The sequence below is a fragment of the Hydrogenobaculum acidophilum genome, from assembly GCF_054656715.1.
On the sequence record NZ_BAAHXP010000010.1, the window covers coordinates 19,160 to 45,722 of the forward strand.

Annotated in this window: 22 protein-coding genes, 1 tRNA gene and 1 CRISPR repeat array; of the genes, 15 read left to right on the forward strand and 8 right to left on the reverse strand. The window is 32.4% G+C overall.

Going from position 1 to position 26,563, the window contains the following annotated elements; genetic code table 11:
- Positions 1 to 3: 3 nt before the first annotated feature.
- The 15 genes from cas5b to cmr6 all read left to right on the forward strand — a co-directional run bounded on the left by cas5b (position 4) and on the right by cmr6 (position 20,731).
- On the forward strand, positions 4 to 732 hold the full coding sequence (gene cas5b / locus ACYQZV_RS06175; protein WP_459894072.1) for a type I-B CRISPR-associated protein Cas5b: 729 nt from the start codon (positions 4 to 6) through the stop codon (positions 730 to 732).
- Positions 726 to 3,056: a CRISPR-associated helicase Cas3' gene (gene cas3, locus ACYQZV_RS06180; RefSeq protein ID WP_459894073.1), complete on the forward strand. Its 2,331-nt coding sequence runs from the start codon at positions 726 to 728 to the stop codon at positions 3,054 to 3,056. Before cas5b ends, cas3 begins: the two co-directional genes overlap by 7 nt.
- Before the next feature lie 2 nt (positions 3,057 to 3,058).
- Positions 3,059 to 3,565 carry a CRISPR-associated protein Cas4 gene (cas4, locus tag ACYQZV_RS06185; protein WP_459894074.1) on the forward strand — a complete coding sequence of 169 codons (507 nt, stop codon included), beginning with the start codon at positions 3,059 to 3,061 and terminating at the stop codon, positions 3,563 to 3,565.
- 1 nt (position 3,566) lies between these two features.
- Positions 3,567 to 4,556, forward strand: coding sequence for a type I-B CRISPR-associated endonuclease Cas1b (gene cas1b / locus ACYQZV_RS06190; protein ID WP_459894075.1), 990 nt, complete (start codon positions 3,567 to 3,569; stop codon positions 4,554 to 4,556).
- 1 nt (position 4,557) lies between these two features.
- On the forward strand, positions 4,558 to 4,824 hold the full coding sequence (gene cas2 / locus ACYQZV_RS06195; RefSeq protein ID WP_459894076.1) for a CRISPR-associated endonuclease Cas2: 267 nt from the start codon (positions 4,558 to 4,560) through the stop codon (positions 4,822 to 4,824).
- Between the two features lie 254 nt (positions 4,825 to 5,078).
- Positions 5,079 to 9,923: direct repeats of the CRISPR family, unit length 30 nt; unit sequence GTTTTTAGAGTGCCTATAAGGAATTGAAAG.
- Positions 9,924 to 10,148: 225 nt separating this feature from the next.
- A complete protein-coding gene (gene cas10, locus ACYQZV_RS06200) occupies positions 10,149 to 12,890 on the forward strand; it encodes a type III-B CRISPR-associated protein Cas10/Cmr2 (RefSeq protein WP_459894077.1) in 2,742 nt (913 codons plus the stop codon).
- Positions 12,887 to 13,702 carry a hypothetical protein gene (locus ACYQZV_RS06205; protein WP_459894078.1) on the forward strand — a complete coding sequence of 272 codons (816 nt, stop codon included), beginning with the start codon at positions 12,887 to 12,889 and terminating at the stop codon, positions 13,700 to 13,702. The genes cas10 and ACYQZV_RS06205 overlap by 4 nt, the downstream gene beginning before the upstream one ends.
- Positions 13,674 to 14,273, forward strand: coding sequence for a TM1812 family CRISPR-associated protein (locus ACYQZV_RS06210; RefSeq protein WP_459894079.1), 600 nt, complete (start codon positions 13,674 to 13,676; stop codon positions 14,271 to 14,273). The genes ACYQZV_RS06205 and ACYQZV_RS06210 overlap by 29 nt, the downstream gene beginning before the upstream one ends.
- A gap of 6 nt (positions 14,274 to 14,279) precedes the next feature.
- Entirely contained in the window at positions 14,280 to 15,176 is an 897-nt protein-coding gene (gene cmr1, locus ACYQZV_RS06215) for a type III-B CRISPR module RAMP protein Cmr1 (protein ID WP_459894080.1), read from the forward strand.
- Positions 15,173 to 16,330 (forward strand): type III-B CRISPR module RAMP protein Cmr1, encoded by a 1,158-nt coding sequence (gene cmr1, locus ACYQZV_RS06220; RefSeq protein WP_459894081.1) that lies wholly within the window; start codon positions 15,173 to 15,175, stop codon positions 16,328 to 16,330. Before cmr1 (ACYQZV_RS06215) ends, cmr1 (ACYQZV_RS06220) begins: the two co-directional genes overlap by 4 nt.
- Before the next feature lie 2 nt (positions 16,331 to 16,332).
- Complete coding sequence (gene cmr3 / locus ACYQZV_RS06225; RefSeq protein WP_459894082.1) at positions 16,333 to 17,430, forward strand: type III-B CRISPR module-associated protein Cmr3; 1,098 nt, start codon at positions 16,333 to 16,335, stop codon at positions 17,428 to 17,430.
- Entirely contained in the window at positions 17,423 to 18,394 is a 972-nt protein-coding gene (gene cmr4 / locus ACYQZV_RS06230) for a type III-B CRISPR module RAMP protein Cmr4 (RefSeq protein ID WP_459894083.1), read from the forward strand. Before cmr3 ends, cmr4 begins: the two co-directional genes overlap by 8 nt.
- Before the next feature lie 12 nt (positions 18,395 to 18,406).
- Positions 18,407 to 18,790: a type III-B CRISPR module-associated protein Cmr5 gene (gene cmr5, locus ACYQZV_RS06235; protein ID WP_459894084.1), complete on the forward strand. Its 384-nt coding sequence runs from the start codon at positions 18,407 to 18,409 to the stop codon at positions 18,788 to 18,790.
- Positions 18,787 to 19,638, forward strand: a complete 852-nt coding sequence (locus ACYQZV_RS06240) for a putative CRISPR-associated protein (protein ID WP_459894085.1) — start codon at positions 18,787 to 18,789, stop codon at positions 19,636 to 19,638. Before cmr5 ends, ACYQZV_RS06240 begins: the two co-directional genes overlap by 4 nt.
- Positions 19,628 to 20,731: a type III-B CRISPR module RAMP protein Cmr6 gene (gene cmr6, locus ACYQZV_RS06245; RefSeq protein ID WP_459894086.1), complete on the forward strand. Its 1,104-nt coding sequence runs from the start codon at positions 19,628 to 19,630 to the stop codon at positions 20,729 to 20,731. The genes ACYQZV_RS06240 and cmr6 overlap by 11 nt, the downstream gene beginning before the upstream one ends.
- On the opposite strand, the gene purN is transcribed toward cmr6, so the two are convergent.
- The 8 genes from purN to ACYQZV_RS06285 form a co-directional block, all read right to left on the reverse strand.
- Positions 20,709 to 21,341 (reverse strand): phosphoribosylglycinamide formyltransferase, encoded by a 633-nt coding sequence (gene purN, locus ACYQZV_RS06250; RefSeq protein ID WP_459894087.1) that lies wholly within the window; start codon positions 21,339 to 21,341, stop codon positions 20,709 to 20,711. The genes cmr6 and purN overlap by 23 nt on opposite strands.
- Positions 21,338 to 21,916 (reverse strand): phosphoribosylanthranilate isomerase, encoded by a 579-nt coding sequence (locus ACYQZV_RS06255; RefSeq protein WP_459894088.1) that lies wholly within the window; start codon positions 21,914 to 21,916, stop codon positions 21,338 to 21,340. The genes purN and ACYQZV_RS06255 overlap by 4 nt, the downstream gene beginning before the upstream one ends.
- 1 nt (position 21,917) lies before the next feature.
- Entirely contained in the window at positions 21,918 to 22,400 is a 483-nt protein-coding gene (lspA, locus tag ACYQZV_RS06260) for a signal peptidase II (protein WP_459894089.1), read from the reverse strand.
- Positions 22,370 to 24,568, reverse strand: coding sequence for a phosphoribosylformylglycinamidine synthase subunit PurL (purL, locus tag ACYQZV_RS06265; protein WP_459894090.1), 2,199 nt, complete (start codon positions 24,566 to 24,568; stop codon positions 22,370 to 22,372). Before purL ends, lspA begins: the two co-directional genes overlap by 31 nt.
- A 20-nt stretch (positions 24,569 to 24,588) precedes the next feature.
- A complete protein-coding gene (locus ACYQZV_RS06270) occupies positions 24,589 to 24,879 on the reverse strand; it encodes a hypothetical protein (protein WP_459894091.1) in 291 nt (96 codons plus the stop codon).
- On the reverse strand, positions 24,860 to 25,156 hold the full coding sequence (locus tag ACYQZV_RS06275; protein WP_459894092.1) for a hypothetical protein: 297 nt from the start codon (positions 25,154 to 25,156) through the stop codon (positions 24,860 to 24,862). The genes ACYQZV_RS06270 and ACYQZV_RS06275 overlap by 20 nt, the downstream gene beginning before the upstream one ends.
- A 25-nt stretch (positions 25,157 to 25,181) precedes the next feature.
- On the reverse strand, positions 25,182 to 26,459 hold the full coding sequence (gene eno / locus ACYQZV_RS06280) for a phosphopyruvate hydratase (RefSeq protein WP_459894093.1): 1,278 nt from the start codon (positions 26,457 to 26,459) through the stop codon (positions 25,182 to 25,184).
- A gap of 27 nt (positions 26,460 to 26,486) precedes the next feature.
- Positions 26,487 to 26,559: transfer RNA gene (locus ACYQZV_RS06285), tRNA-Val, on the reverse strand.
- Between the last annotated feature and the right edge of the window lie 4 nt (positions 26,560 to 26,563).

Consider the following 26,563-nt stretch of genomic DNA (forward strand, 5'->3'; position numbering starts at 1 on the left):
GTTTTGAGGGTTTTGGTTTTTAGACTGTTTGGGGATTTTGCGCATTTTAGAAAGTTTTATACAACCTCTTCCCCGCTCTCTTTCTCTTTCCCTCCTATACCTACTGTAAGAGGTATAATAGGCGCTATAATGGGTTATGATAAAAATGAATATCTTGAAAAGACCAGACATTTAAAGATAGGTGTGGGAATAGTAAACCCTATTAAAAAGGTAAGGATGGGTCTAAATATAATATTCACAAAAGGGGGTTCTGGAGGATTTGACCCTACCCTTATTTCTCACAGAAAAGGAGATGTCAATAAGACTTTGAGAACCCAAATAAAATCCGAATTTGTGAAAGATACTTGTTACAAGGTTTACATCGGTGCTAATGATGAGTTTTTAGAAAACCTCGAAAACATACTATCCCATCATCAAACTTATTATAGCGTCTCACTTGGCTTATCAGAGTTACTAGGTGATTTTTCTTTTGAAGGTGTTTATAAAGCTGAAGCTGTAGAGGAAAATGACGCTACAATAGTACATAGCGTAATTCCAGCCGGTATAATTAAAAGCCTAGATGTAGAAAAAATAAGGCATTTAGCGAAAGAAAGAATACCAATTTACATGTTGCCTAATAGAAAAGTGCAAAGGTATGAGGATGTTGTCTTTGATGTATATGGAAACCCTATATACGGGAAGTTTAGTGAAGTTTTAAGACTAGAAAACGATGAATACGTATATTTATGGTAAAATCAGGCATATATTCTCATCCAGATGTATACATAGAAGACCATATAAATAGATGTATTGAGCTTTTAGAATTTTACATACAAAAAAATAATTTGATGGATGATGATTTTGTAAAAGCCGTGAAAACTTCATTGGCTCTTCATGATTTTGGTAAATTTACAACCTATTTTCAAACCTATATCAAAAAAGAAAATGACAAGGCTATAGATAAAAGACTAAAAGAACACTCTCTTATATCCGGAGTTTATGCTTTTTACTGCCTTAAAAACTTGGTAAGCAATAAAAGTTATCAGGCTTTTGCTTTTGTTGCTTGTAAAAGACACCATACAAACCCAAAGGCATTTATAAACGAGTTTTATATACCTCAAGAAGATGTAAATACAATAAAAAAGCAGTTAGAAAGCATAAACCAGGATAAGTTTAATATATTTGTAGATAACTTAAACTTACCAAAGGATATAAAAACTAATATTTATCTAAACAAAGAAGAGTTTAAAAATAATATTGACATCATAGCAAAAGAACTTATGGCTTTTAAAAAAGATTTTAGAAAAGACGTAATATCCAATAAGTGCAAATACGATTTGAGAGATTTTGTTAGGTTTCAATATATATACTCTCTTATTTTGGATGCTGATAAAACTGAGGCTGGAGCAAAGCCTTTTAAACCAAAAAGAATAGAGAATATAAATTTAGATATTGTTTTGAATTATAAGAAAACGCTTGATAAAACTAAATTTATAGATAATATAAGAGAAGAAGCCTTTAACGATATTATATTTAATAAAGATTTTGACGAAAACAATAAAATATATTCCGTAACGCTACCTACTGGCGTAGGTAAAACACTTATAGGACTAGCTTTAGCTTTGAAGCTTAGAAATCAAGTGATGCAAAAAACAGGTGCTATACCACACATAATATACGCTTTGCCATATGTAAGCATCATAGACCAAAATGCAAAAGTTTATGAAGATGTATTAAAATCAAAAGATATTTTTGAAAACCTTGATTCTTCCATACTTCTTAAGCATCATCATCTGTCGGAACCAAGTTACGAAGAGTTTGATTTTGGCACATCTAGAGTTTTGATGGAAGCTTGGAATTCTGAAATAGTAGTGACTACTTTTGTTCAGCTTTTTCATGCTATGATATCTTATTTAAACTCTTCTTCTAGAAGATTTAACAAGCTCTCAAACGCTATAGTAATAATTGATGAGATACAAGCTTTACCAACAAAATATTGGAAGCTTATAAAATATATGATAAAAGAAATATCAGAAGCTCTTAACACATACTTTATATTTATGACAGCTACGCAGCCTTATTTAATGGAAGATGCCATAGAGTTAAGCCAAAAGAAAAAATACATTGATAGGCTAAATAGATATAACGTATATTTTGATTTAACGCCAAAAAGCATAAAAACATTTTTAGAAGACATTAATTTTAAAAGCAATAAAACTTATTTGTTTATTAACAACACCGTAGCATCTTCTAAGATGCTTTATGGGCTTTTGAAAGAAAAATTAGAAAATAAAAATATAGGCTATCTTTCAACAACTATTACTCCTTATGAGAGAAGAGCTAGAATAAAGGATATAAAAGATGGAAAATATAGGATTGTGGTAAGCACTCAATTAGTAGAAGCAGGGGTAGACATAGATTTTGATATAGTTTATAGAGATTTTGCGCCGATGGATTCTCTAAATCAATCCGCTGGAAGATGCAATAGAAACATGGAAAAAACTGGCGAGTTTATAGTCGTAAATTTAGTAGACGAAAACAATAAAACATACTCAGAAAAGATTTACGATAAAGTGCTTCTTAATTTAACCAAAGATATGCTAAAAGATAAGTTATTCCTTAGTGAAAAGGAGTTTATTCTTTTGATAGAAGAGTATTTTAAAGAAGTGCATAAAAAAATAAGCAACGATGAGTCTAACAACATCATAGAGGCTATAAGGCTTTTTAAGTTTGATGCTGATGATGGGAATTCCATAAGAGATTTTGAGTTAATTGAAGACGATAAGTATAAAAGCGATGTTTTTGTAGAAATAAATGACGATGCAAAGAATGTGTGGAGCGAGGCAAAAAGCATAATAAAAAATTTAAAAGCTAAAAAGATAGACATATTTACAGCAAGAGACAGTTTTGAAAAGCTAAAGGCTAAATTTTTTGATTATGTAATACATGTGGATATAAAAAAGAATGAGCCTAGGTTTGATGATGAGCTTAATATGTATATAGTTGAGAAATGCGAGCTTAACGATTATTATGATAAAGAAACAGGTTTTGGAAAAGAGGCGAGAATAGTATATTAGTTATGGATGTTGAACAAAGCATAGAGAATGTAAATGGCACTCTTATTTGGTATTACTACATATGCAAAAGAGAAGTGTGGCTTATAGGACATGGCATAGAGGCAGATCAGGATAATGATTACGTAATACTTGGAAGACATATACATGATATTTTTTATAAAAACTACAAAAAGGAATTTATGATAGATAATCTTATTAAGATAGACATAATACCTAATAAATATGTTATAGGAGAGATTAAAAAATCTTCAAAATATTTAAAAAGTGCTAGCATGCAACTAGCTTTTTATATTTACTATATGAAGAAAAAGGGTATAAATCTAAATGGTGAGCTTATGATACCCGAAGAAAGAAAAAGAATAAAAATCTTCCTAACAGATGATATAGAGTATGAACTTGAAAATGCTATAAAGGATATAAAAACTATCATATCTTATGAAAAGCCGCCAAAACCAGAGAAAATACAATACTGTAGTCACTGTGCTTACAAAGACATGTGCTGGAGCTAACATGGGGAAAGCCATATATCTATTTAACAGCGGAGAGCTAAAAAGAGAGGACAATACAATACTTTTCATAACTGAAGAAGCTAAAAAGCCTATTCCTATAAACGCTATATCCGAGATTCACGTGTTTGGAGAACTTGATTTAAACAAACGAGTTTTAGAGTTTTTAACAAAAAATAAAATACCATTATTTTTCTACAACAGATATGGATACTATGTGGGAAGTTATTATCCTAGAGAATATCTTAATTCTGGGATTATGATACTAAAGCAAACAGAGTTTTACTTAGATAAACAGAAGAGACTATTTCTTGCCAAAATGTTTGTAAACGGGGCTTTTTCAAATATATTAAAAAATTTAGAATATTACAAAAGGTCTAAATCTGAAATAGGCGATTATATTGTAATAATCAAAGAAAAATTTAAAAATATAGAAAGTGTGAGCGATATACCTTCATTGATGGCTCTTGAAGGTGATATAAGAAAAATTTATTATGATGCTTTTAATATAATACTAAATCAAGACGATTTTTCTTTCGAAAAAAGGTCTAAAAGACCACCAGAAAATCCTATAAATGCTTTGATAAGCTTTGGAAATTCTCTTATTTATACTACAGCTTTATCTCAAATCTACAGAACCCACTTAGATCCAAGGATTGGTTATCTTCACGAAACAAATCAAAGGAGCTTTAGTCTTAACCTTGACTTGTCTGAGATTTTTAAACCTATAATAGTTGATAGGGTTATATTTAGTCTTATTAATAAAAGCCAGATACAGCTAAAACATTTTGACGAGGATTTAGAGTATACCTATCTAAACGAAAAAGGAAGAGAAATTTTCATAAAAGAATATGAAGACAAGCTAAATACTACCATAAAGTATAAAAACTTGGGCAGTGTATCTTACAGAAAACTTATAAGGTTAGAGTGCTACAAACTCTACAAGCATTTTCTAGAAGAAGAAACTTATTATCCTTTTATATCAAGTTGGTAAAATGTTTGTGATTCTTGTTTATGATGCTAACGAAAAAAGAGTTAGCAAATTTCATAAAATATGCAAAAAACATCTAACTTGGGTACAAAACAGTGTTTTTGAAGGAGAAATTACGGAGGCAAATTATAGAATCCTTATAGACGAGTTAAAATCCATAATGAAAGCAAGTGAAGATTCTGTGTTGATTTATAAATTTAGAACTAAAAAATACTATGAAAGAGAATCTATAGGAATACCAAAACCTTCTCACGAAGACTTCTTCTTCTAAGTCTTGCCTATCAATCTTTTCGTCAATCTCTTTTTTATCATTAATTGCTTGTTTAAAAAATAGTGAAAATTTAATGAAAAATTTTAAAATATCTGGCAATGACAATACTTTGTCAATCTCCAGCAATTTTTTCTGTATTTAAGGTTCACTGATAACTTACTTACTATCTTGACATATTGATGTTTCAAATTATATTTATCTTGTTATTGAGCAATGGGCGTACTTTAATAGTTGAATATGCAAGGCTTGTGAGGGTTTTTAGAGTGCCTATAAGGAATTGAAAGTCTTTATGATTATCCAACAAATTTAAATGTTAGTTTGTTTTTAGAGTGCCTATAAGGAATTGAAAGTACAAATAATACATCGCAAACATACTCTAGTTATTTTGTTTTTAGAGTGCCTATAAGGAATTGAAAGTTCTTGCTGTAATGCAAGCTGTGTGTTTTGCTGTATGTTTTTAGAGTGCCTATAAGGAATTGAAAGAAAATTAATTTGTCATTGAAAAATTGAAAATTTGTTTGTTTTTAGAGTGCCTATAAGGAATTGAAAGAGGCTTCATATTTGTGTGTAGTAATCCAATTAGCTAAGTTTTTAGAGTGCCTATAAGGAATTGAAAGCCACACTTTGCCTTATCCTTCCATATCTTTTTTGAGTGTTTTTAGAGTGCCTATAAGGAATTGAAAGTGTTTATCTTCGTTTGTAATTCTGAGGTTTGTATATGTTTTTAGAGTGCCTATAAGGAATTGAAAGTCCATATGAAAGCCCATCACTTGCAAATGTGATAGTAGTTTTTAGAGTGCCTATAAGGAATTGAAAGATATTTAAATGTAAAGATTGCGGTTTTGAATACGAGCGTTTTTAGAGTGCCTATAAGGAATTGAAAGAATAAGTAGTAAATCCATTAACATTTGCTGTTTGATAAGTTTTTAGAGTGCCTATAAGGAATTGAAAGGAATTGCAAGTTATACAAGAATTTTTAGCTCCGCAAGTTTTTAGAGTGCCTATAAGGAATTGAAAGAACAATTCCGTGACATATTGAGAGTTTCTTACAAATTGTTTTTAGAGTGCCTATAAGGAATTGAAAGTAGACCCTCAAACATGTAATAATTATCGTAGTATGGGTTTTTAGAGTGCCTATAAGGAATTGAAAGTTATCTCTTTTGCTTTTTGACATTTCTACCATTTTTGTTTTTAGAGTGCCTATAAGGAATTGAAAGAGTCATCATAAGTTTGTATAACTGTGTTTGCATTTTCGTTTTTAGAGTGCCTATAAGGAATTGAAAGTCTGTTTTTCATATTCTGGCATTTCCTGTAGAATATGTTTTTAGAGTGCCTATAAGGAATTGAAAGTACCATCTGATATTGCAATAGAACTTATAAGTAAGCGTTTTTAGAGTGCCTATAAGGAATTGAAAGTCATATATAGAGTGTTAGAGAATGCTAAACTAATCAAGAGTTTTTAGAGTGCCTATAAGGAATTGAAAGTATATAGTTGTAGGTCTCTCACCATATCACTATTATTTGTTTTTAGAGTGCCTATAAGGAATTGAAAGGTATAGCTCGTAGTAATTTCATAACCAAGATAAGAAGTGTTTTTAGAGTGCCTATAAGGAATTGAAAGTAATTGTAAAATAAGAAGGTATAGATTATGCAAAAGCGTTTTTAGAGTGCCTATAAGGAATTGAAAGAGAAAATGTCGATTTTCTATGGCATAGACATGGACTAGTTTTTAGAGTGCCTATAAGGAATTGAAAGACTGGACTACTTCCATTTTACTTCAAACCCCATTGCCGTTTTTAGAGTGCCTATAAGGAATTGAAAGTACATTTGATTTATATTTGTTAGTCCTTGTTGACCAAGTTTTTAGAGTGCCTATAAGGAATTGAAAGTACATAAAAAAATATAAAGCTAAGGGTTTGTCAATAATAAGGTTTTTAGAGTGCCTATAAGGAATTGAAAGTTATCTTGAAAAATATAATTAAGCCAACCCATAAGTGGGTTTTTAGAGTGCCTATAAGGAATTGAAAGAAACAAAATATAGAAAATATAGATATCTCAGGTAATAGTTTTTAGAGTGCCTATAAGGAATTGAAAGTTTTCATGAAGAAGAACGTTTGGAACGCTTGAAAGAAAGTTTTTAGAGTGCCTATAAGGAATTGAAAGTAAAACTGCCAAACAATTCTTCATATACAAATACCTGTTTTTAGAGTGCCTATAAGGAATTGAAAGCCATTGGCTTATCACAAAGACCTTGATCTTAGAGGAGGTTTTTAGAGTGCCTATAAGGAATTGAAAGTGGTTTTAAAACAAAAGAAAAATGTGTGATAAAAGCAGTTTTTAGAGTGCCTATAAGGAATTGAAAGGAAGAGTAGTTTGTAAACTCAAGATATGCTGTTCCAGTTTTTAGAGTGCCTATAAGGAATTGAAAGATTTTTCAAACTTCATAGAAAAATATGATTGTGTAGCGTTTTTAGAGTGCCTATAAGGAATTGAAAGTTAAATAATGAAGAAAAATTTAACAATGTAATAAAAGAGTTTTTAGAGTGCCTATAAGGAATTGAAAGATTTGCAAAAAATATTGGTGGATATAAACCACCAGCAGTTTTTAGAGTGCCTATAAGGAATTGAAAGATAAATCACTCATTTGAGTTTTATCCCACGCTTTGTAGTTTTTAGAGTGCCTATAAGGAATTGAAAGTGATGTTAATAGTTTGTATCCTTTTGTGATGGCAGAGGTTTTTAGAGTGCCTATAAGGAATTGAAAGTCTGCTATAGCAGGATTGTTTAATAAATCTTTTAGTGGGTTTTTAGAGTGCCTATAAGGAATTGAAAGTGTATTTAACGTTTTCAAATTATTCATCTGTTGTATAGTTTTTAGAGTGCCTATAAGGAATTGAAAGAGTGCAACGAGTGTGGAAAGGAGTTTTTTGTAGATGGTTTTTAGAGTGCCTATAAGGAATTGAAAGCTTAGCCACCATCTCAATTATCAATTACATAACTATGTTTTTAGAGTGCCTATAAGGAATTGAAAGTTAATATTAATAATGTTAATAAATCAAAACAACATAGTTTTTAGAGTGCCTATAAGGAATTGAAAGATAAAAATATCAGAGCTATAAATCCAACAATGAACTTGTTTTTAGAGTGCCTATAAGGAATTGAAAGGGGCATGCATTCTTGCATAAAATTCAATGGGGGGCTCGTTTTTAGAGTGCCTATAAGGAATTGAAAGTCCTGTTGGTTTTCCATTACGCTTTCCAATTGGTAGAAGTTTTTAGAGTGCCTATAAGGAATTGAAAGACGGTGGTGTGGCAATGGCATTTTGAGGTATTTGAACGTTTTTAGAGTGCCTATAAGGAATTGAAACCTGCTCATTCATGTTTAATAGCAATTTTGCTAACTCGTTTTTAGAGTGCCTATAAGGAATTGAAACAACATCTATAATCAAACAAACTCTATCCAATTGACTGTTTTTAGAGTGCCTATAAGGAATTGAAACATAATAAGCTTGATTTTGCTGCTCTTCATCTAAATGTTTTTAGAGTGCCTATAAGGAATTGAAACACAAGAATTTTGCAGAGAGGTTTGTAATCTATGAAGTTTTTAGAGTGCCTATAAGGAATTGAAACTGTATTTTCATCTCTTCGTAAACAATCCTATAGCCAGTTTTTAGAGTGCCTATAAGGAATTGAAACGACTTTTGCAAGATATATGAGAAGAATTGGAGCAGGGTTTTTAGAGTGCCTATAAGGAATTGAAACTATTCAAAGTCTATTTATAAAACCTATGACTAATCAGTTTTTAGAGTGCCTATAAGGAATTGAAACAAAAACCGAGCTCCTCTGTAGCACCCTCTTTGCCTTGTTTTTAGAGTGCCTATAAGGAATTGAAACTATTCTTTCTTGTTTCCAGCAAGACAGGATATCATTTGTTTTTAGAGTGCCTATAAGGAATTGAAACAACCATATCGGGTGCATCCAGCATTGTCTGTTTGAAGGTTTTTAGAGTGCCTATAAGGAATTGAAACGGGCTAAAATATCGGTTTTAAACAAAACGATAGAGCAGTTTTTAGAGTGCCTATAAGGAATTGAAACTAAACTTGGATAGCTTCATCAATACTCATGTTCTGCGTTTTTAGAGTGCCTATAAGGAATTGAAACTTAAAGTTTGACCCTGAGGTTTCTAAGCAACTTATGTTTTTAGAGTGCCTATAAGGAATTGAAACTACCATTTTCTCTTGCTATTTGTAATAACAAAGCATGTTTTTAGAGTGCCTATAAGGAATTGAAACATGTATGAATATAAAAGCAATCCACCGCCTAAAGCAACGTTTTTAGAGTGCCTATAAGGAATTGAAACTACTTCCGCTTGCGTTTGCTTGGGCTTCCGCATATGAGTTTTTAGAGTGCCTATAAGGAATTGAAACTTGTCGTGTAAAACAATATTCCACCTAAAAGTGAGTTGTTTTTAGAGTGCCTATAAGGAATTGAAACCGTTGATGGTTTTCTTATCAGTCACGTCGTAAACACTGTTTTTAGAGTGCCTATAAGGAATTGAAACTAGCACATCGCTAAAAATCCCGGTGAAACATACACCGGTTTTTAGAGTGCCTATAAGGAATTGAAACTCTAATTCTCTAAATGAATATCCTATTGCTCTTAGTGTTTTTAGAGTGCCTATAAGGAATTGAAACATACATGCTGTTCTTCTTTTTCAATCCAGTCAGTTTTGTTTTTAGAGTGCCTATAAGGAATTGAAACAATACCTTTATAGACATCTTCTCAGTAATCTCAACAAGTTTTTAGAGTGCCTATAAGGAATTGAAACATATATGGAATATTCTTTGCCAGCTCCCCAACAGCTGTTTTTAGAGTGCCTATAAGGAATTGAAACATTTTTGGTTCATCGTATTCTAAGTCTGTTTTCTTTTTGAGTTTTTAGAGTGCCTATAAGGAATTGAAACTTGGTTTGCTGTGTATTATTGTTGCTACTCCAATCAAAGTTTTTAGAGTGCCTATAAGGAATTGAAACTTGGTTTGCTGTGTATTATTGTTGCTACTCCAATCAAAGTTTTTAGAGTGCCTATAAGGAATTGAAAAAAACTCGAAGTCCAGACAAATAATATAACTAAACTCATTGACAACTATAACGCGGATTATACTTTTACAAGTATTTAAATTAGTTAAACATAGACTACTATTAAAGAGCTACTCAATCATACTTATCCAATATGGCTTATGAATTTGGATTAAAAGTATGAAAATTTGGTATAATTTTTTATAGCTTATATTTGATTTTTTAAGGTATGATTATAGAGGGATAAAATGGAAGGAAAACATGAGGAATTATATGAGAAGAAGCTAAAAGCTCTTATACACGACCCACCTTATAAAGCATCAAATATTCTAGGACATTTCGATGACGCAAAAGAGCTCTTTGAGGCTCTTAATATTAATGGAGCTCTTGAGGATGAAAGCGTAAAAATTGCTGATCAACTTGCTTCTGCTCAGAGTAGAGTTATAGTAAAACCAAAATTTCAAGACATACAAAATGAAAAGCAATTTGAGAAAGACTCGCGAGTGAATTATGATGAATGTCAATTCATAAATATTTTTTCTGAAGAAAAAGAAGAAGTTGAATCACCAAATAAAGACGAAGTAATAAATTTATATAAGAGGCTTGGGAATTTGTTTAGTCAGAATAATAATCAGGATAAAGCAAGACTTATTTTCCTTTTTCTTTGGTGTTTCTATACTGAAATTTTTCCTGAGATAGAAAAACATCCAGCAGATACTAGAGCTCCTAATCACTCAATATACGATCATTTGGTTCAGACTTCTGCTATTACATCAGCTTTGCCTAAACCTGCATTTTTGTTGTTTACCATAGGCCCTGTTCAAAGTTTCATTTCAAAAGCTAGAAAGATCTCAGATCTGTGGGCAGGTAGTTATATGCTTTCTTATCTAATATGGAAAAGCATGGAGCCTTTGGTTGAAGAGCTAGGCCTAGATGTTATTATATTTCCAAATCTTTTAGGACAACCGTTAGTTGATAAATGGCTTTGCGAAGTTTTTAGGAAATTTCCTATTGCCGATTTATTTAATGCAGATGAATTAGAATTTTTAAATAATACAAAATTTAGAGAATGGTTTGATGGTTGGTACAAGTGTATATGTAATAAAAATAATAATGAAGATAGTAATAAAGATTGCGAAGATATTAAACAAAAGCTCACAATTGCTAATCTGCCAAATAGATTTTTGGCAGTTATTCCCTACGATGAACGTCAAGCTAATAAGTGTTATGATGCTTTTAAAAAAGCTTTAGAAGAGCTTGCTGAGAAAGTCTATTATGAAATTGATAGCATAATACCTTCAGGACTAGATTCATCAGATAATATAGAAAATAAACTTGGAAATAATATAAAACAACAGCTCCTTGCTTATTTCCAGGTTTATTGGGTTATTATGCCTTGGAGCAAAGACTCAGGTAAATATTCTCCCGATGATGCATTGAGTGATTACAGTAAGCTTTTTGGGAAAAACGAGATTTATAATACGGTTAAAAACATTGTTGAAAACCCATATTATAAATTTGCTAATGTAGGCTCTGCTTATTCACTGCTCATTGAACTTACAGAAAAGCTACTGGGTGCAAGAAAAAGCCTTAGGGATTTTGAACATAAAGAGTATCCTGGTGAAGAGTATCCTAGTGAAAAGTGCCATTTGTGTGGCGAATATGAAGTGTTAAATTTAGGGGCGGAAAAATGGGATAAATTGCGAAACAATAGGCCTAGCTTAGTTAGCAAAGATGAGAAGCTATGTGGTATTTGTCTAACAAAAAGATTGTTTCCAGATATAATAAAGGATGAAATTGGTCTATCAGACAGAGTTAGATTCCCATCAACTCCTGAAATGGCAAGCATTGGAGAAAAGAAAATATTGAGCAATGATATAAAGAATTCTATAAAACAGGCGTACGATAATTTTGTTTTGACCATAAAATCAAAAAACAACGATGAAAGATTACCAAAAACTGTCTCAGTACCTAAGCTTGCAAACGATACGCTTTATGGTATAGATGGTCAGTTTCTTATGTTAGAGAATTACAGAGTCAATTACTTTGCCAAAGAATATGGAATTAAAGTTGATGAAAGCGATTTTAATGAAATTGTGGAAATTTTAAATAGCAAAGATAAAAAAGTAAATCCTTCAAGATATTACGCAATATTACAAATGGATGGGGATAATATGGGTAAATGGTTAAAAGGTGAATTTAATTCAACGATAGAGAAAGTGCTACATGAAAAAGTGAAAAACGCTTTAATTTCTTATTGGCAAGATAAAGATAAGACATTGATTCAAAAGATGTTATGTTCTAAGCATCCTATGTCTCCATCTTTACATCAAGCATTTAGCAGAAGACTTTCTAGTTTTGCTCTCGGGCATGTTAGAAAAATTGTGGAGCAAGATTATTGGGGAAAACTTGTATATGCGGGTGGAGATGATGTTTTAGCGCTTTTACCAGTTGAAGAAGTTTTAGATTGTGCTTATAACTTGCAAAAAACTTTCAAAAGTATTTTAAGCCCGAAAGCTTCAATGAGTGCAGGAATTGTCATTGTTCATTATAAATATCCTTTATATCTTGCTTTAGAGGAGGTAAATGCCGCAGAGCGAAGAGCAAAAAAGCATTATGGAAAAAATAGCTTTTGTTTAAGATTTTTGAGCAGAAGCGGTGAGCAAAGGGAATGTGGTGGTACATGGGATCTTGTTGAGTTTATTGATACACTGGTTTGCAAGCTTAGAAGCGAACAAATCTCATCAAGATTTCCATATGATTATTTTATGATTGTTAATGAGCTTTACGATGGGCAAAATAATCAAAAAATTAAGGAAGTTTTAAAATTAGAGCTAAAAAGAGTTTTTCTAAGAAAAATTAAAGATGATGGAGGTATTATGAGGTTTTTCGAAGAGAAAATGTTGAATTGGTTTGATAAGCTTGATATTTATGATTTTGCTAACTTGCTTTTAATCTCTGAAAAGATTTCAAAAAAGTCTAACCTATGAAAAGGTTTATCTATCAGATAGGAAGGCTTGATAGAAACTACAGAGATAACCTAAGTTTTGTTTATAAAGACAACAATTACAATAAACCTCTTTCGTCGCTTGCTTTAAAAGAATATTTTAAACAAGATGCGGAAGTTATAGTCATCTATCCTGTAAGCATAGTTTATAACAATAAGATACTTGAAAGCTTAAAAGATGATGATTTTGCAAAGCTTGTTAAATCAGAGATTAACGACTATCTAGATGACCCAAAAAAAGTATTAAAAAATCATCCACACAATAAGGAAGCATCAAGCTTTATAGTTATTCATTCTTTCGGAACCTATGAAAAACCAGATACTTCAGAAAAGCTAATCTTTAATTCACATTATGACGATATAGTATTAGAAATTTTATGCGACCTGATTGAAAGATATCTCAATATTTCAACAGAGAAAAGCGAGTTTTATTTTGACATCTCATCAGGTTTGAATATTTATATATCAGCAATGCTTGAAGCTGTAAGGCATTTCGCAACTTTTGCGCAACTCAAAAATTGGTTCAACAAAGATATAATACCAAAAATTTTTATTTCTTTTTCTGACCCAATTTTAGGGTCATCGTTAAATAACTATAAACTATATATTCAACAATTGAGCTTCAAAGCATTTTTCTCATCTCCTTTAACAAAAGAAGATAAGGAACGATTGCCAAGTATATTGTTTCCTGATGTTGAAGACGAAAACGAGAAGCGAGAAAATAGAAGAAGAAGAGGAGACTTAAAAAAAATTTTAGAGAATTTTCTTGTTTTTTTTCTCGGCCCTAAAGAATAATACGCCGCTTGTCTTATATCAGTTTGAATATGACGAATATAACAATATAATTGATTTTGTAAAAGATTTAATAAACGAAATTAAAATAAAGCTTTCAAAGGATTGGCAAAACTCTGCTAATTTATCAAAAAGCGAATATTTGAAAGCCCTATTATCACTTGGTTTTTACGCTGGAATTATTGAAGTCTTATCTAAGGAAAATATTAAGAATTGTCCTGATGGTGTTGACATTGATGAAATAGAAAGTAAATTTGCAATTTATAGATATTTTGATTTAACAGCTAACGTGCCAATGCTTAGAAATGAAATATATAACTTGCAAAAAGGTAAAGACGAAGAAAATAATAGGCTTATAGATAAAGCATCAAACAATTGGGAGAAAATTGGTAATTTTCTTTATGGTAGAGATGGTCAATGGAATCCAAGAAACTTTTTTGCTCATGCTGGATTTGAGCGAACCGTAACAGAAATTAGAAAAAAAGATAATAAGCTTTATCTTAGATATAATAAAGACGATGATAAAGTGATTAAAAAGATTAAAAATGCACTTTTGGAATATATGGAGGCTTAGAATATTATGTCTGTGTTTTTAGAAACTAAAACGTATAATTTCGAAGTTACGACTCCTATAATAATGACTGGTGTTGATAAAAATGAAGCAGAATTAAGAATACCATCGATAAAAGGGATGTTGAGATGGTGGTTTAGATTCTATATGGTAGGAAAGGTTAGTAATATAGAAGAGTTAAAAGATATAGAAAGCGAAGTTTTTGGTTCAACAAAGAAAGCATGCCCATTTTATTTGAGGATTGAGCAATCGCTTCAAAAAAAGCAGAATGCTTACTTATGCATGAATGATAATAGAAAAAATAACCACGACAATAAAAGCAAGGATTATTCTAGAATAAAACGTTCAGCATATGAACCAGAACAAAATTTTAAAATCTCTTTTAGATTTTTATCAAATTTTAGTTACACTAAAGATCTTTATGATTCTATTTTGCTTTTATCTCTTTTTGGTGGAATAGGTGCAAGATGGAGAAGAGGGTTTGGAAGTGTGCAACTTAATTATACTGATCATAAATTAAGCTCTGGTAATGAAAATTTTGATGAATTATCGAGAACAATCAAAGATAAGATTAATAATAGACATAATAAAAAAATTAACTATTTTATGAATATAACCAATACAAAAATTTATTTGATAAAGAAATTTTGGAATAGTTGGGAAGAAGCTATGAACAATTTAAGAGATAATTTTTATAGAAAATTGAAGAGGCAATTGGAAATTAAAAAGATTTCTTATAAACCCCAAGAATGGGATCGCGAAGTTTCACCATTGATAATTCAAATTAAAAAGACAATTGATAATAAATATTTTGGTATAGTTCTTGTTTATGAAGAATGTAATATATTTCAAAAGCTTGAAAAACAAATATTCAATCTAGGGTTTGGGCTAGAAGATATATTATGATGATAAGCTTTAATGTTAAATGTAAAGTTTTAACGCCTTTATTTATGAAGGGTGCGGATCAGCAAGCTGAGCTGAGAACACAGAGTATAAATGGGATCTTAAGATGGTGGTTTAGGGTTTTAGGTGGGTCTCTTGAAGATGAAAGAAGACTTTTTGGATTTGCTGGTAAAAATCCAAATCAGGGATTAGCAAGAATTAGTATAAAAAGCGCCTCTTTTAATCCGCAAGATTTTACTAGTCCGAAAGGCAATAGTAAAGACTATAAAGGTTATAATTATATTGGGTTTTCTTTAAAATCAAGAAAGGCAATTCCCGATGGTACAGTTTTTGATTTAATTATAAGTTTTCATCCAAAAACTATAAACAATGATATTAAGAAATTTTTCTGTGGTTTATGGTGTGCTTTCAATCTTGGAAATTTTGGAAGTAGAAGTAGAAGAGGTTTTGGATCAATTGCCATTGAAGATGTTGAAGGAGATTTTCCAAATGATTTTAAACTTGAATTTAAACCGCAAAACTCTATAGATGAATGGCTTAAAAGTCAGCTGGATTATATAAAAAGTTTAGGGTTTTGGCAGGCGAGGAATGATATACCGTTTATTTTTTCAGATAACTTTGAAATTTATAGAGTTGAGAAACATAATTTTAAAAATTATTCAAAATTTGTAAGAAATGTTCAAGAACATAGAAAAGGCAAATATCTTGCAAACTCATGGGGTTTAAATCAAATAACAAATCATATAGAGCTACTTGATTTTATGGGTTTTTTATTAATGGCATTCAGAAGTTATAGAAATCCTGACTATGAAAACGCTAAAAGCATATTACAGAGAAATAGAGAAGATACTTTATTTGAGCGACCAATTTTTGGATTGCCTTTGAATTTCTTCTTTTCAAGCATATCAAAAAAAGGACAAATTAATATCAAGAAAGGAAACGAAAATCTTCGCCGCGCCTCTCCGCTTTTGCTTAAAATTCTGCAATTTGACAACCAATACGAAGGGCTTTTCATCGTATTAAAATCGCGCTTTATGCCTGAAGATGCAAGGCTAAATCTTAATAACGTTGATGTTAAACTCCCGCAAAATGAGTGGAAAGCTATAGATGAACTTTTAAGCATGCTTAAAAGTAACAACATTATAAGGAGGATTTAAAAGTGTTGAAGTTTACAATAAAACCTTACGATGTCTTGTTCTTTGGGAGCGGTAAGCCATTTAATGTAGGCGAATCTGTCCAGTCTATATTTCCTCCTCACCCTACTACTTTCGCGGGTGCTGTGTGTTCAAAAATTTATGCCGGTCCGTCAAAGTTATTAAAAGCGGTTTATGGCCCTTTTATTGAAAAAGATGGGATTACTTATTTTCCAAAACCACAAAATATATTTGGAGAAAGAAAAAAAGAAACCATAGAAAGGCTTTTCCTAGTTGAACCTAATAATTTAGTGTTGAGCTTATTTCAATATAGCAATACAAACAAACCTGATCGTGTAGAAAAACTTGCTATCTATAAAGGAGATGAAGAGATTGAATCGTTTGAGGGCTTTATATCTATTGAAGGACTTAAAAGTTGGATTAATGGCGAAGAAATAAAAGATAATTGTGTTTTGAGCATGAGAGATATTTTCGATTATGACCAAAGAGTCGGAATAAAAATACAACCTTCTCTGAACTCTATTGGAGGTGAAGAAGATTCACTTTATAGAGTAAAATTTTTACAAGTTAAAAAAGGTATAAATTTTGTTTTTTGGACTGATTTTAATGAAGAGTTTAAAGATAAATTTCAAAAAGAACCAAGAGTTTTAAAGCTGGGAGGTGAGATGAGAAATGTAATGTATGAAGTTGAAGAAGATAATTTTATAAATTGGATAACAAAAAAATTAAGCATACCTCATAAAATACAAATCAAAAATGGTGATAAAGTAAAGATTTTATTTCTAGGCTATGGCGTTTTTGATTGTAAAGTTCCAAATATAAATGGTTTTAAAATTACCTCTATGTGTTTTTCTAAATATGATACAATTGGTATTAATTCTGGATCAAATGTAAAGACTAAGAGAGCTTTTCCACCAGGAACAGTTTTTTGGCTTAAGTATGAAAATAAAAATAACAAATATGTTGAAATTGAAACTATATCTTATTTGATAAAGAATCAGGAAAATTATGATTTTTCTTCTTTTGGTAATCAGGACTTTATAGGAACGAATTTAGTTTTATCAACAAAATTAAATGAGAAGGAGGAAAATAAGTATGTATGAAAAATCAGCAATTCTAACTTTTTATGCGGAAAGTCCTATTCATATGGGCACAGGTCAAAGTATTTCTTATGTGGATTTACCTATCCAACGAGAAAGACATACTAGCTTTCTGATTCTGTGGTCGAGCGGGATAAAGGGTGTTTTAAGAGATTTAGCTAAGAGGTTATGGAACAATAAAAATCTGGTTGAAGCGATATTTGGTCCTGAAAACGAAGGTTCTAACTTTGCAGGCTGTATAAGCATAACCGATGCTAAAATTTTATTATACCCAGTTCGTTCCGTTAGGGGTATATTTGCTTGGATAACCTGTCCATTTGTTTTGAAGAGACTAAAAGAGGATTTGACAGCCGCCGGAGTTAAGCTTGAAGGATTCTCGTTTAATGGTGTTTTAGATGAGGGTATTTCAGATGATTGTATTCTTGTTAGCAATGATAGTAATTTAATTGTTGAAGATAGTAATTTAATTGTTGAAGAAAAAACTGTTGCTCTTGAGGAATTTGTTTTTAAAGCTGATATGAAAAATACTAATATTTTAACTAAAATAGCTAATTGTTTAAAACTTTTAATTCCCTCGAATGATTTAACAAAAAATCTTGATAGGCGTATTGCCATAGTATCTGATAACGTTTTTGCAGATCTTGTTAATTATGCCGTTGAGATAAGAACAAGAATAAGAATAAACCATGAGACCGGGACGGTTGATGGCACAGCTTTGTTTACAGAGGAGTTTATACCTTCTGAAAGCATATTTTATTCGCTTATGTTTATAAGAGATTCATTTCAAAAAAACAATTCTCTAAATGCTGATTATGTTAATCAAGAATTGAGCAATTTATTCAAACAGTCCTCACTACTTCAACTTGGTGGTAATGAAACACTTGGAAAAGGATTAGTAAGAGCAAAATTCTTTAAAAGATATAAATCAAGATTTTTGCAAAGCGATAATGAACAAAAAAGCCAATAAGGAGGAAAAATTATGCCAAATATGAGGAAAACCTTGGAACAGGAAAGGGCGAGTTTCTGCTTGCATAAAGTTGAAATATTGAAGCAAAGTAGTGATGAAAAAAATCAAGAAAAATATGCTTTAAGTGTTAAGAGATTGCCTCAATTAATTGTTAATAATGGTCTAATCCCTACTCTTGCATATTACAAATCAAAAGAAGAGAAAAAACCTGTTTACGACAACATCAACGAATGGCTTAAAAAGAAAAATTACATATCAAATGATGCTTTAAAAGAACTTGTTGAAGCAGATTTCCAAAAACTTCGCGCTGCTACTATTGAGATTCTTGCTATTTCAAATTGGCTTAAAAGGATTGTTGAAGCCGAAATAAAAATAGAAAAGGAGGCCGAACAATGAAAGAGTTTCATATAATAAGCACAGGAGTTTCGCTTATAACAAATGCTCAAAAAGCAAACATTATTGATAAAAACATAAAAGTCTCTGAAGAAAGTAAATGGAGGGAAATGCTAGATAATCCTAAAATTATTGAAGATCTAAAAAGCTTCATAGTGCAAAATCCCAAACTGAGTTGCGCAGAATTGAATACGTTTTTGCGAGTTATCGAAAAGAAAAATTATGAAGATTATAAAGATATTGAAGTCTATCTTTTTGGAACAAATACAAGCTCAAATGAACTTTCAAGAAGGGCGATAGAAAGTTATTTAAAAGAATTAGGTATAAAACTATATACACCTTATGAAACATCAGGATATTTCTTTGAGGCTCAGTTTGATGGAGAGTATGCTAAAGACGAATTTAAAAAAGGCATAGCAGAACTTCTTGACAGATTAATTTCAATTGCCAATAAGAAGATAAAAGAGGGATATTACGTTTATTTTAACCCCACCGGAGGTTTTAAAGCCCATGTTATGACCTGTGCCTTAGCTAGCTCTTTGCTAAGTTGTGATATCTATTATATGAATGAGGAATTTAGCGAAGTAGTTTTCCTGCCAAAACTATTCTATTTGCCAAAAGGTAAGGAAATAAAAATTTTAGACCAACTGTCAACCAAGATTGTTAGCGGCAAAGAGGCTGAGAATATTTTTAACAGCAGCAAAGATGAAATTGAAAGACTTGAAATCTATGGGCTTGTTGAGATTGAGGAAGATGAACAAAAAGTTTATAGACTAAAAATCACAAGCAGAGGAAAGCTTATTTTAGAAAACCTGGCTTATTTAAAAAGAGGAGACCAATATGAATTTTGAAATCAAAAATGGACGCGTTTGGTTTGGAAATCAAAAGTTTTTCAAACAAGCGAACGAAAAACACAATAAGGAAGACTCGTTGAAGGAGTATTTTTTTGACAAAGCTTGGAATGATAGCGGTATAAATAAAATTGAATCTGCTTCGTTGCTTCTTAAAAAATATATTCCTATTTTAGATGTTGAAATTATAAAAAATAATAAAAACAATAATAAAGCGAAGTCCAGTATATGGTTTAGTATTGATAGAGAAAGTATAGGCGGAGAAAGTAAAGCGCTATTTTTAAATAAGTTTATCAAATGGTTTAAGGAAAAAGAAACAATCTATGAGACTTATAAAAGTGTTGAAACCCGCTTGTCGGCTCAGGCCAAAGCTCTTGAAAATCAAGGTTATAAAAATATTTTTCGACCAGATAATTGCCTAAAACTTAAAACAGTTTCTCGCCTTGTTGTTGGGCTTAGTGATAGCAATGTTCTAGAAGTTTCATTAATTCTTCATCATATTTTTGGAATTCCTTATATTCCAGCAAGTACTCTAAAAGGTGTTGTTAGAATGGTAAGTTTTTGGGATATAATAACAAAGTTGAATAGACAAAACGATAAAGGAATAAAAAAGCTCCAAGAACAACTTTATAATGACAACATCTCAGATTCAGATGATTTTAATATTTTAAAACACAAACTTTTATTTGGTACTAAGGGGTTAAAAGGCCTTTTAGTATTTCTTGATAGTTTTCCAGTAATTCCAAAGAATCTAGATATGTTTGAACTTGATGTTATGACACCTCATTATTCAAATTATTACACTCAAGGCGATATACCTGGTGATTGGGAAAATCCAAAGCCAATAGTTTTTTTAACGATAAGAGAAGGAGTTGAATTTTGTTTTTATGTTTTATTTGATCAATATAGGTTAGAGCAGATTAAAAATAGTGAAAATATTTCTAAAGGCTTAAGGATGAAAATATCCAAGCTATTTGAGGGTAATGCGTTCGATGATATTAGAAAATGGTTTAGTATTGCACTTGAAGAGTTTGGCTTAGGAGCTAAGTCACGGCTGGGTTATGGAATTTTCACCACTCCAACCCAGGGTTGAAAGGATAGGAGCCGTATTTGGCGTTTTTTACGTAAGCTTTTTGGTTTATTATGTAGACTCTTTCTTGTTCTATCCATTTTATGGCTTGTGGTAGGAGCTTATGCTCTAAGCTTAGGATTTTTTGCTCTAACGAGGTTTCGGTGTCTTCTTGGCCTATGGGGGTGATGGCTTGGGCTATGATGGGACCGGCGTCTATTTCTTCTGTTACAAAATGCACAGTGGCACCGCTAAACTTTGCGCCTGACTCTATCACTCTTTTGTGTACATTTATGCCTTTAAAAGCTGGCAACAATGAAGGGTGTATGTTTATTATTTTGTTTGGATAGGATTTTATAAAGTTTTCGGAAAGTATTGCCATAAACCCTGCTAATACGATAAAATCTATGTTTTTTTCTTTTAAAAGCTTCAAAACCTTTTCTTCAAACAAAGATTTTGGTTTTGGCTCAAAGTAAAAAGCCGGAGTGTCGTAATATTTTGCTATATCAAGAGCTTTTGCATGTTGATTGTTTGATACGACAATAAACTCTGAGTTTAAAAATCCTTGTTTTTTGGCTTTTAATATGGACTCTAAGTTTGAGCCTCTTCCTGATACAAATATCGCTATATTCATAGTTTTTTTGCCCTCTTTATAAAGTTTTCTAGCTTGTAGGGGTCTTTTTTGCCGGGTTTTGTTTCAACACCAGATGCCACATCAACAGCGTAAGGTTTTATATCTTTTAGATTTTCTAAATTTTCTTCGTTTAGTCCTCCAGATACAAAAAAATCTCTTTTTAAAGGTTTTAATATGTTCCAATCAAAACTTTTACCAGTCCCACCATACTGATTAGATAGTGTGTCAAACAAAAGTATGTTTTCATCCCAGCATTTTTCTATGTTTGGCAAAGCATCTTTTACTCTAAAAACTTTTATAATTCTATTTGATATGCTAAAAGCACAATCCTCATCGCCGTGAAGCTGTACAAAATCAAAATGATTGAGAAGCTCTTTTACTTTTTCGATAGGTTCATTTACTATTACCGCCACCGTTGGTATTTTTAAATGTTTTTTTATCTTCAAAGCATCTTCTAATTCTATGTATCTTTTGCTTTTGGGATAAAGTATAAAACCTAAAAAATCAGCACCAAGCTCTTGGGCCAAAAGAGCATCTTCTAAATTTGTGATACCGCATATTTTTACCTTTGCCATATTATCTTTCACGCTCTTTTAGTGATAACAGTATAAGCCCTGCTATAGACAAACTAACAGCGCTATCCGCCACGTTAAAAGCTGGCCAATAATGATTTTCTATATGAAAGTATAAAAAATCTGTAACTTTGCCGTAATATATCCTTTCAAACAAGTTTCCAAAAGCCCCGCCCGATAGCATACCCATTAGTATACTTATTTTTGTATCTTTGCTTTTAAAAGCATAAAAACCACTTATAAAAATAGCCAAAATAGGAAGTATTTCTAGAAGAAGGACCCTTAAAACACCACCAATACCAGAAAGCATACCAAAAGCAATGCCTTTGTTGTATATTAAAACTATTTTAAGTATAGGTAATACATCTATGCTTTCGTTTGGTTTTAAGATGTGTCTTATCTCTATTTTCGTTATCTCATCCAATATAAACACCGTTAGAAACGTGAACGTGTAGATTAAAAGAAATCTTTTAGACTGTTTTTCCATATATGTTTTGCTGTTTCTAAATCGCAGCTTACAAGTTCTCTTCCGTTGTATTCTATAATAAAGCTTCTTTCGTTGGTGATGTTTCCTATTAGCATCCAATCAAGGGGCGTTTGTTCTACCATATTTTTAAACTGCTCTTCTAGTTCTTGCTCTACGCTTACCACTACCCTTGTGGGGTTTTCTGCAAATAAAAACATCGTTGGATCTTCATCTACATAAAGGCTCACGTTTGCTCCTAAGTTTGTATCTACAAGACTCTCAAATATGTTTGTTATAAGACCTCCCATTGACACATCGTGAGCTGATAAAATGAGGTCTTCTTTGATAAGTTTTATAACAAGCTCAGTCAAGAGTTTTTCTTTTTCAATATCTACTTTTGTAAGAGCACCTCTTACGCTACCTGTTAATATCTTTTGCACCAAGGAGCCGTTTAGAGTATACTCTTGGTTTAGGTTTCCTATAAGGAATAGGCTTGACGGTTTTTTAAACCTATGGTCTATATGCTTGTGTACATCTTCTAAAAGCCCTACACCTACTATTACCGGTGTTGGCATTACGTTTACGATGTTAGAGCCTTCTACGGTTTCGTTGTATAAAGATACGTTTCCACTTATGACAGGTATGGAAAATTCTTTCATGGCATCTGCCATGCCGTTTACGCAAAGCTCCATTTTTATAGCTACGTCTTCTCTTCTTGGGTTTCCGAAGTTAAGGCAATCGCTAAAAGCAATGGCTTTTGCACCTACGCAAGCTAAATTTCTAACACATTCTGCCACATTCCACCTAGCCCCTTCGTAAGGATCTGCTTCCATATAGTAAGGGTTGCCATCGGCTTTTATCGCTATTCCTTGGTTTGATTTTATCTCCGGTCTTAAAGGCCATTTTATCCTTAGTACAGCTCCGTCGCTTGAAGGTCCTAAAACTGTATTTGTGCCCACTTCAAAGTCATACTGGGTGTATATGTGTTCTTTTGAGGCTATGTTTGGGTTTGATATTACCTTTATGAAAAGCTCTTTTGGCTCTATTTTTTCGGGTATGAATTTTTCCATGGATGGACTAAAGGTTTTAGAAGGTGTTACGTAGCAGCTAGGCACTCCTTCTGCCACTATCTTATAGTCCAAAGATGCTACTCTTTCACCTTTAAAATATATGTTTACTGTGTTTGATGTTGTTGTTTCTCCTAATACACACCAAGATAGATGAAATTTGCTTGCTATATTTATTAGCTCTTGAAGGTTTTCTTTTTCTATGACTATAAGCATCCTTTCTTGACTTTCAGAAAGAAGTATTTCGTAAGCGTTCATATCGTTTTCTCTTAGGGGCACTTCATCTAAGTTTATATCAACCCCCATGTTTGATTTGTAAGCTATTTCAAAACAAGCTCCAGCTATACCACCAGCTCCTAAATCCTGTATGCCAATGGGTAAATCTTTATCCACCATATACATTATAGACTCTAAAAGCTTCTTACCGTAAAACGGGTCTCCAATTTGTACGTTTGAGCGTCTCTTCAAAGCTTTTTCGTCAAACTGAGAGCTTGCCATCGTGGCTCCATGTATACCGTCTCTTCCAGTGGAAGAGCCTATTAGGAACAAGAGTTGGCCTACTTTGGTAGCTCTTGCTTTGTATATTTTGCTTTTAGGCATTACACCTATGCAAAATACGTTCACTAGCGGGTTTTTGTTGTAACACTCATCGAAAAACGTCTCACCGCCAACAGTGGGTATACCTATACAATTTCCATAGTGGCTTATGCCTTTTACTACACCTTTTGTTATTCTTTTGCTTTGGTTTATATCTCCAAATCTCAAAGAATCAAGGAGCGCTATAGGTCTTGCACCCATTGATATTATGTCTCTTATTATTCCACCTACTCCAGTGGCTGCACCGTTAAAAGGGTCTATAAAAGATGGGTGGTTATGGCTTTCTATCTTAAAAGCTACAAAGACATCTTCTAGTTCTATAACCCCTGCGTTTTCACCGGGACCCTGCACTACGTATGGGCCTTCCGTAGGGAATCTTTTTAAAAGAGGTTTTGAGCTTTTATAAGAACAATGTTCCGACCACAAAACCCCAAATATACCAAGCTCTATATCGTTTGGCTCTCTACCTATTAGGGATTTGATAGTTTCATACTCTTGTTCTGTGAGTCCATGCAAATTATCCATTGTTAATTATTTTAGCACATTTATAGGTTTGACAATATGTATACTATACCAATAAAAGCCAAAGACAAGAGGGCAAACTTGAAAATACTTATAAAAAACAGGCTTAGTATCGTATAGCTTGCTATGGCAGGTTTTCTTATATGAATAGCATCGTATTTGTGTGATACATATACGATAGCCCATATGGTAATAAAGTATATGACGGTATCGATTATGATTGCATACATAAGATTAGATAGGTTTATATGAAAGGGTAAAAGCCCCAAAAGGGGCTGTAGGCTTTTGTAAGCGCTATTTTGAGCTTGATACATCTTTATCGTCTTCTGGCTTTTTAAACCATAAATTTTTAGGAAGTATTATAATCTTTTCGTTGGGTCTTTGCATTTGCATATATTCACTAGCGAATTTTTTCATAAAAAAGTCTGGGCTTTCATCTATTTGTTGTTTTTTTGCGTATAGATAGTTGTACTTTTCCTCTTCCCTTTTTAACAGCTTTTCAATAGGTGCGTTTGAATTTTCCAAAGCCATCAGTGAAAATATGTTAGAAGAGCTTACAAACACATTCCATATGGTGTAAAATACGGCCAAAAGGAAAAAGCCTTTAGTTATAAAGTTACTGTAAAAATGGCCAAAATTCTTCTTTTGACGCATACTGGGCTCCGTACCCAAGGTATTCTTCTATTCTTAAAAGCTCGTTGTACTTTGCTATTCTCTCAGACCTTGACAAAGAACCCGTTTTTATCTGTCCTGCGTTTGTGCCTACGGCTAAATGAGCTATAAACGTGTCTTCAGTTTCTCCAGACCTGTGTGATACTATGGCGTTGTAGCGGTATTGTTTTGCTATAGCTATGGTTTCTAGGGTTTCTGTGACAGTCCCTATTTGGTTTAGCTTTATAAGTATCGCATTTGCCATGGCTTTTCCTATACCTTCCAAAAATATACTTGGATTTGTTACAAACAAATCATCGCCCACGAGCTGTACTCTATCGCCTAGTTCTTCTGTAAGCATTTGCCATCCCTCTTCGTCTTCTTCAGAAGCCGGGTCTTCCATAGATATTATCGGATATTTTTCTAAAAGCTTTACACAAAACTCTAAAAGACCTTCTTTGTCGTAGCTTTTACCATCTATGGTGTATATACCATCTTTGTAAAATTCAGATGCTGCAAAATCAAGAGCTATTGCTATATCTTCTGCTGGTGTATATCCTGCTTTCTCTATAGCTTTTAGTATAAATTCTATAGCCATATCTGTGGATTCCAAGTTTGGTGCAAAGCCCCCTTCATCACCTACGCATGTGGCAAACCCATTTTCTTTTAATAGGCTTTTAAGAGTATGAAAGGTTTCGGCTCCCATCCTAAGAGCATCAGAAAATGTATCCGCTCCATAAGGCACTATCATAAACTCCTGAATGCTAAGAGGGTTGTCTGCGTGGACCCCACCGTTTATTATGTTCATAAGAGGTACAGGTAGTTTTCTTGCAAAAACACCACCTAGATATGCAAAAAGAGGTATTCCAAGCTCATTGGCCATAGCTCTTGCTGAAGCCATGCTTACCGATAATATCGCGTTTGCTCCTAGGTTTGATTTGTTGTCGGTACCATCCAACTCTATAAGTGTGAGGTCAAGCTCCGTTTGGTTTGAAGCATCTATTCCTATAATAGCTTTTGCTATTTCTTTGTTTACGTTTTCTACGGCTTTTAATACACCCTTCCCCATGTATCTTTCATCTTTATCTCTTAGCTCCAACGCCTCTTTTGAACCCGTAGATGCTCCGCTTGGTACTATCGCTATACCACTAACACCAGACTCTAAGATTACTTCTGTTTCAACTGTAGGATTTCCTCTGGAATCTAAGACTTCTCTTGCTTTTACGTCTATTATTTTGCTCATAAAACCTCCTTATGTAATGCCTATCAATAGGCACGAGGGGGATCGAACCCCTGACCTCAGGCGTGTCGAGCCTGCGCTCTCCCAACTGAGCTACGCGCCTTATT

Bases quoted from the DNA above. Each gene is read 5' to 3' on its own strand.
- cas3 (WP_459894073.1), top strand. From the start codon at position 726: ATGGTAAAATCAGGCATATATTCTCATCCAGATGTATACATAGAAGAC.
- cas4 (WP_459894074.1), top strand. From the start codon at position 3,059: ATGGATGTTGAACAAAGCATAGAGAATGTAAATGGCACTCTTATTTGG.
- cas1b (WP_459894075.1), top strand. From the start codon at position 3,567: ATGGGGAAAGCCATATATCTATTTAACAGCGGAGAGCTAAAAAGAGAG.
- cas2 (WP_459894076.1), top strand. From the start codon at position 4,558: ATGTTTGTGATTCTTGTTTATGATGCTAACGAAAAAAGAGTTAGCAAA.
- cas10 (WP_459894077.1), top strand. From the start codon at position 10,149: ATGGAAGGAAAACATGAGGAATTATATGAGAAGAAGCTAAAAGCTCTT.
- ACYQZV_RS06205 (WP_459894078.1), top strand. From the start codon at position 12,887: ATGAAAAGGTTTATCTATCAGATAGGAAGGCTTGATAGAAACTACAGA.
- cmr1 (WP_459894080.1), top strand. From the start codon at position 14,280: ATGTCTGTGTTTTTAGAAACTAAAACGTATAATTTCGAAGTTACGACT.
- cmr1 (WP_459894081.1), top strand. From the start codon at position 15,173: ATGATGATAAGCTTTAATGTTAAATGTAAAGTTTTAACGCCTTTATTT.
- cmr4 (WP_459894083.1), top strand. From the start codon at position 17,423: ATGTATGAAAAATCAGCAATTCTAACTTTTTATGCGGAAAGTCCTATT.
- cmr5 (WP_459894084.1), top strand. From the start codon at position 18,407: ATGCCAAATATGAGGAAAACCTTGGAACAGGAAAGGGCGAGTTTCTGC.
- ACYQZV_RS06240 (WP_459894085.1), top strand. From the start codon at position 18,787: ATGAAAGAGTTTCATATAATAAGCACAGGAGTTTCGCTTATAACAAAT.
- cmr6 (WP_459894086.1), top strand. From the start codon at position 19,628: ATGAATTTTGAAATCAAAAATGGACGCGTTTGGTTTGGAAATCAAAAG.
- purN (WP_459894087.1), bottom strand. From the start codon at position 21,341: ATGAATATAGCGATATTTGTATCAGGAAGAGGCTCAAACTTAGAGTCC.
- ACYQZV_RS06255 (WP_459894088.1), bottom strand. From the start codon at position 21,916: ATGGCAAAGGTAAAAATATGCGGTATCACAAATTTAGAAGATGCTCTT.
- lspA (WP_459894089.1), bottom strand. From the start codon at position 22,400: ATGGAAAAACAGTCTAAAAGATTTCTTTTAATCTACACGTTCACGTTT.
- purL (WP_459894090.1), bottom strand. From the start codon at position 24,568: ATGGATAATTTGCATGGACTCACAGAACAAGAGTATGAAACTATCAAA.
- ACYQZV_RS06270 (WP_459894091.1), bottom strand. From the start codon at position 24,879: ATGTATCAAGCTCAAAATAGCGCTTACAAAAGCCTACAGCCCCTTTTG.
- eno (WP_459894093.1), bottom strand. From the start codon at position 26,459: ATGAGCAAAATAATAGACGTAAAAGCAAGAGAAGTCTTAGATTCCAGA.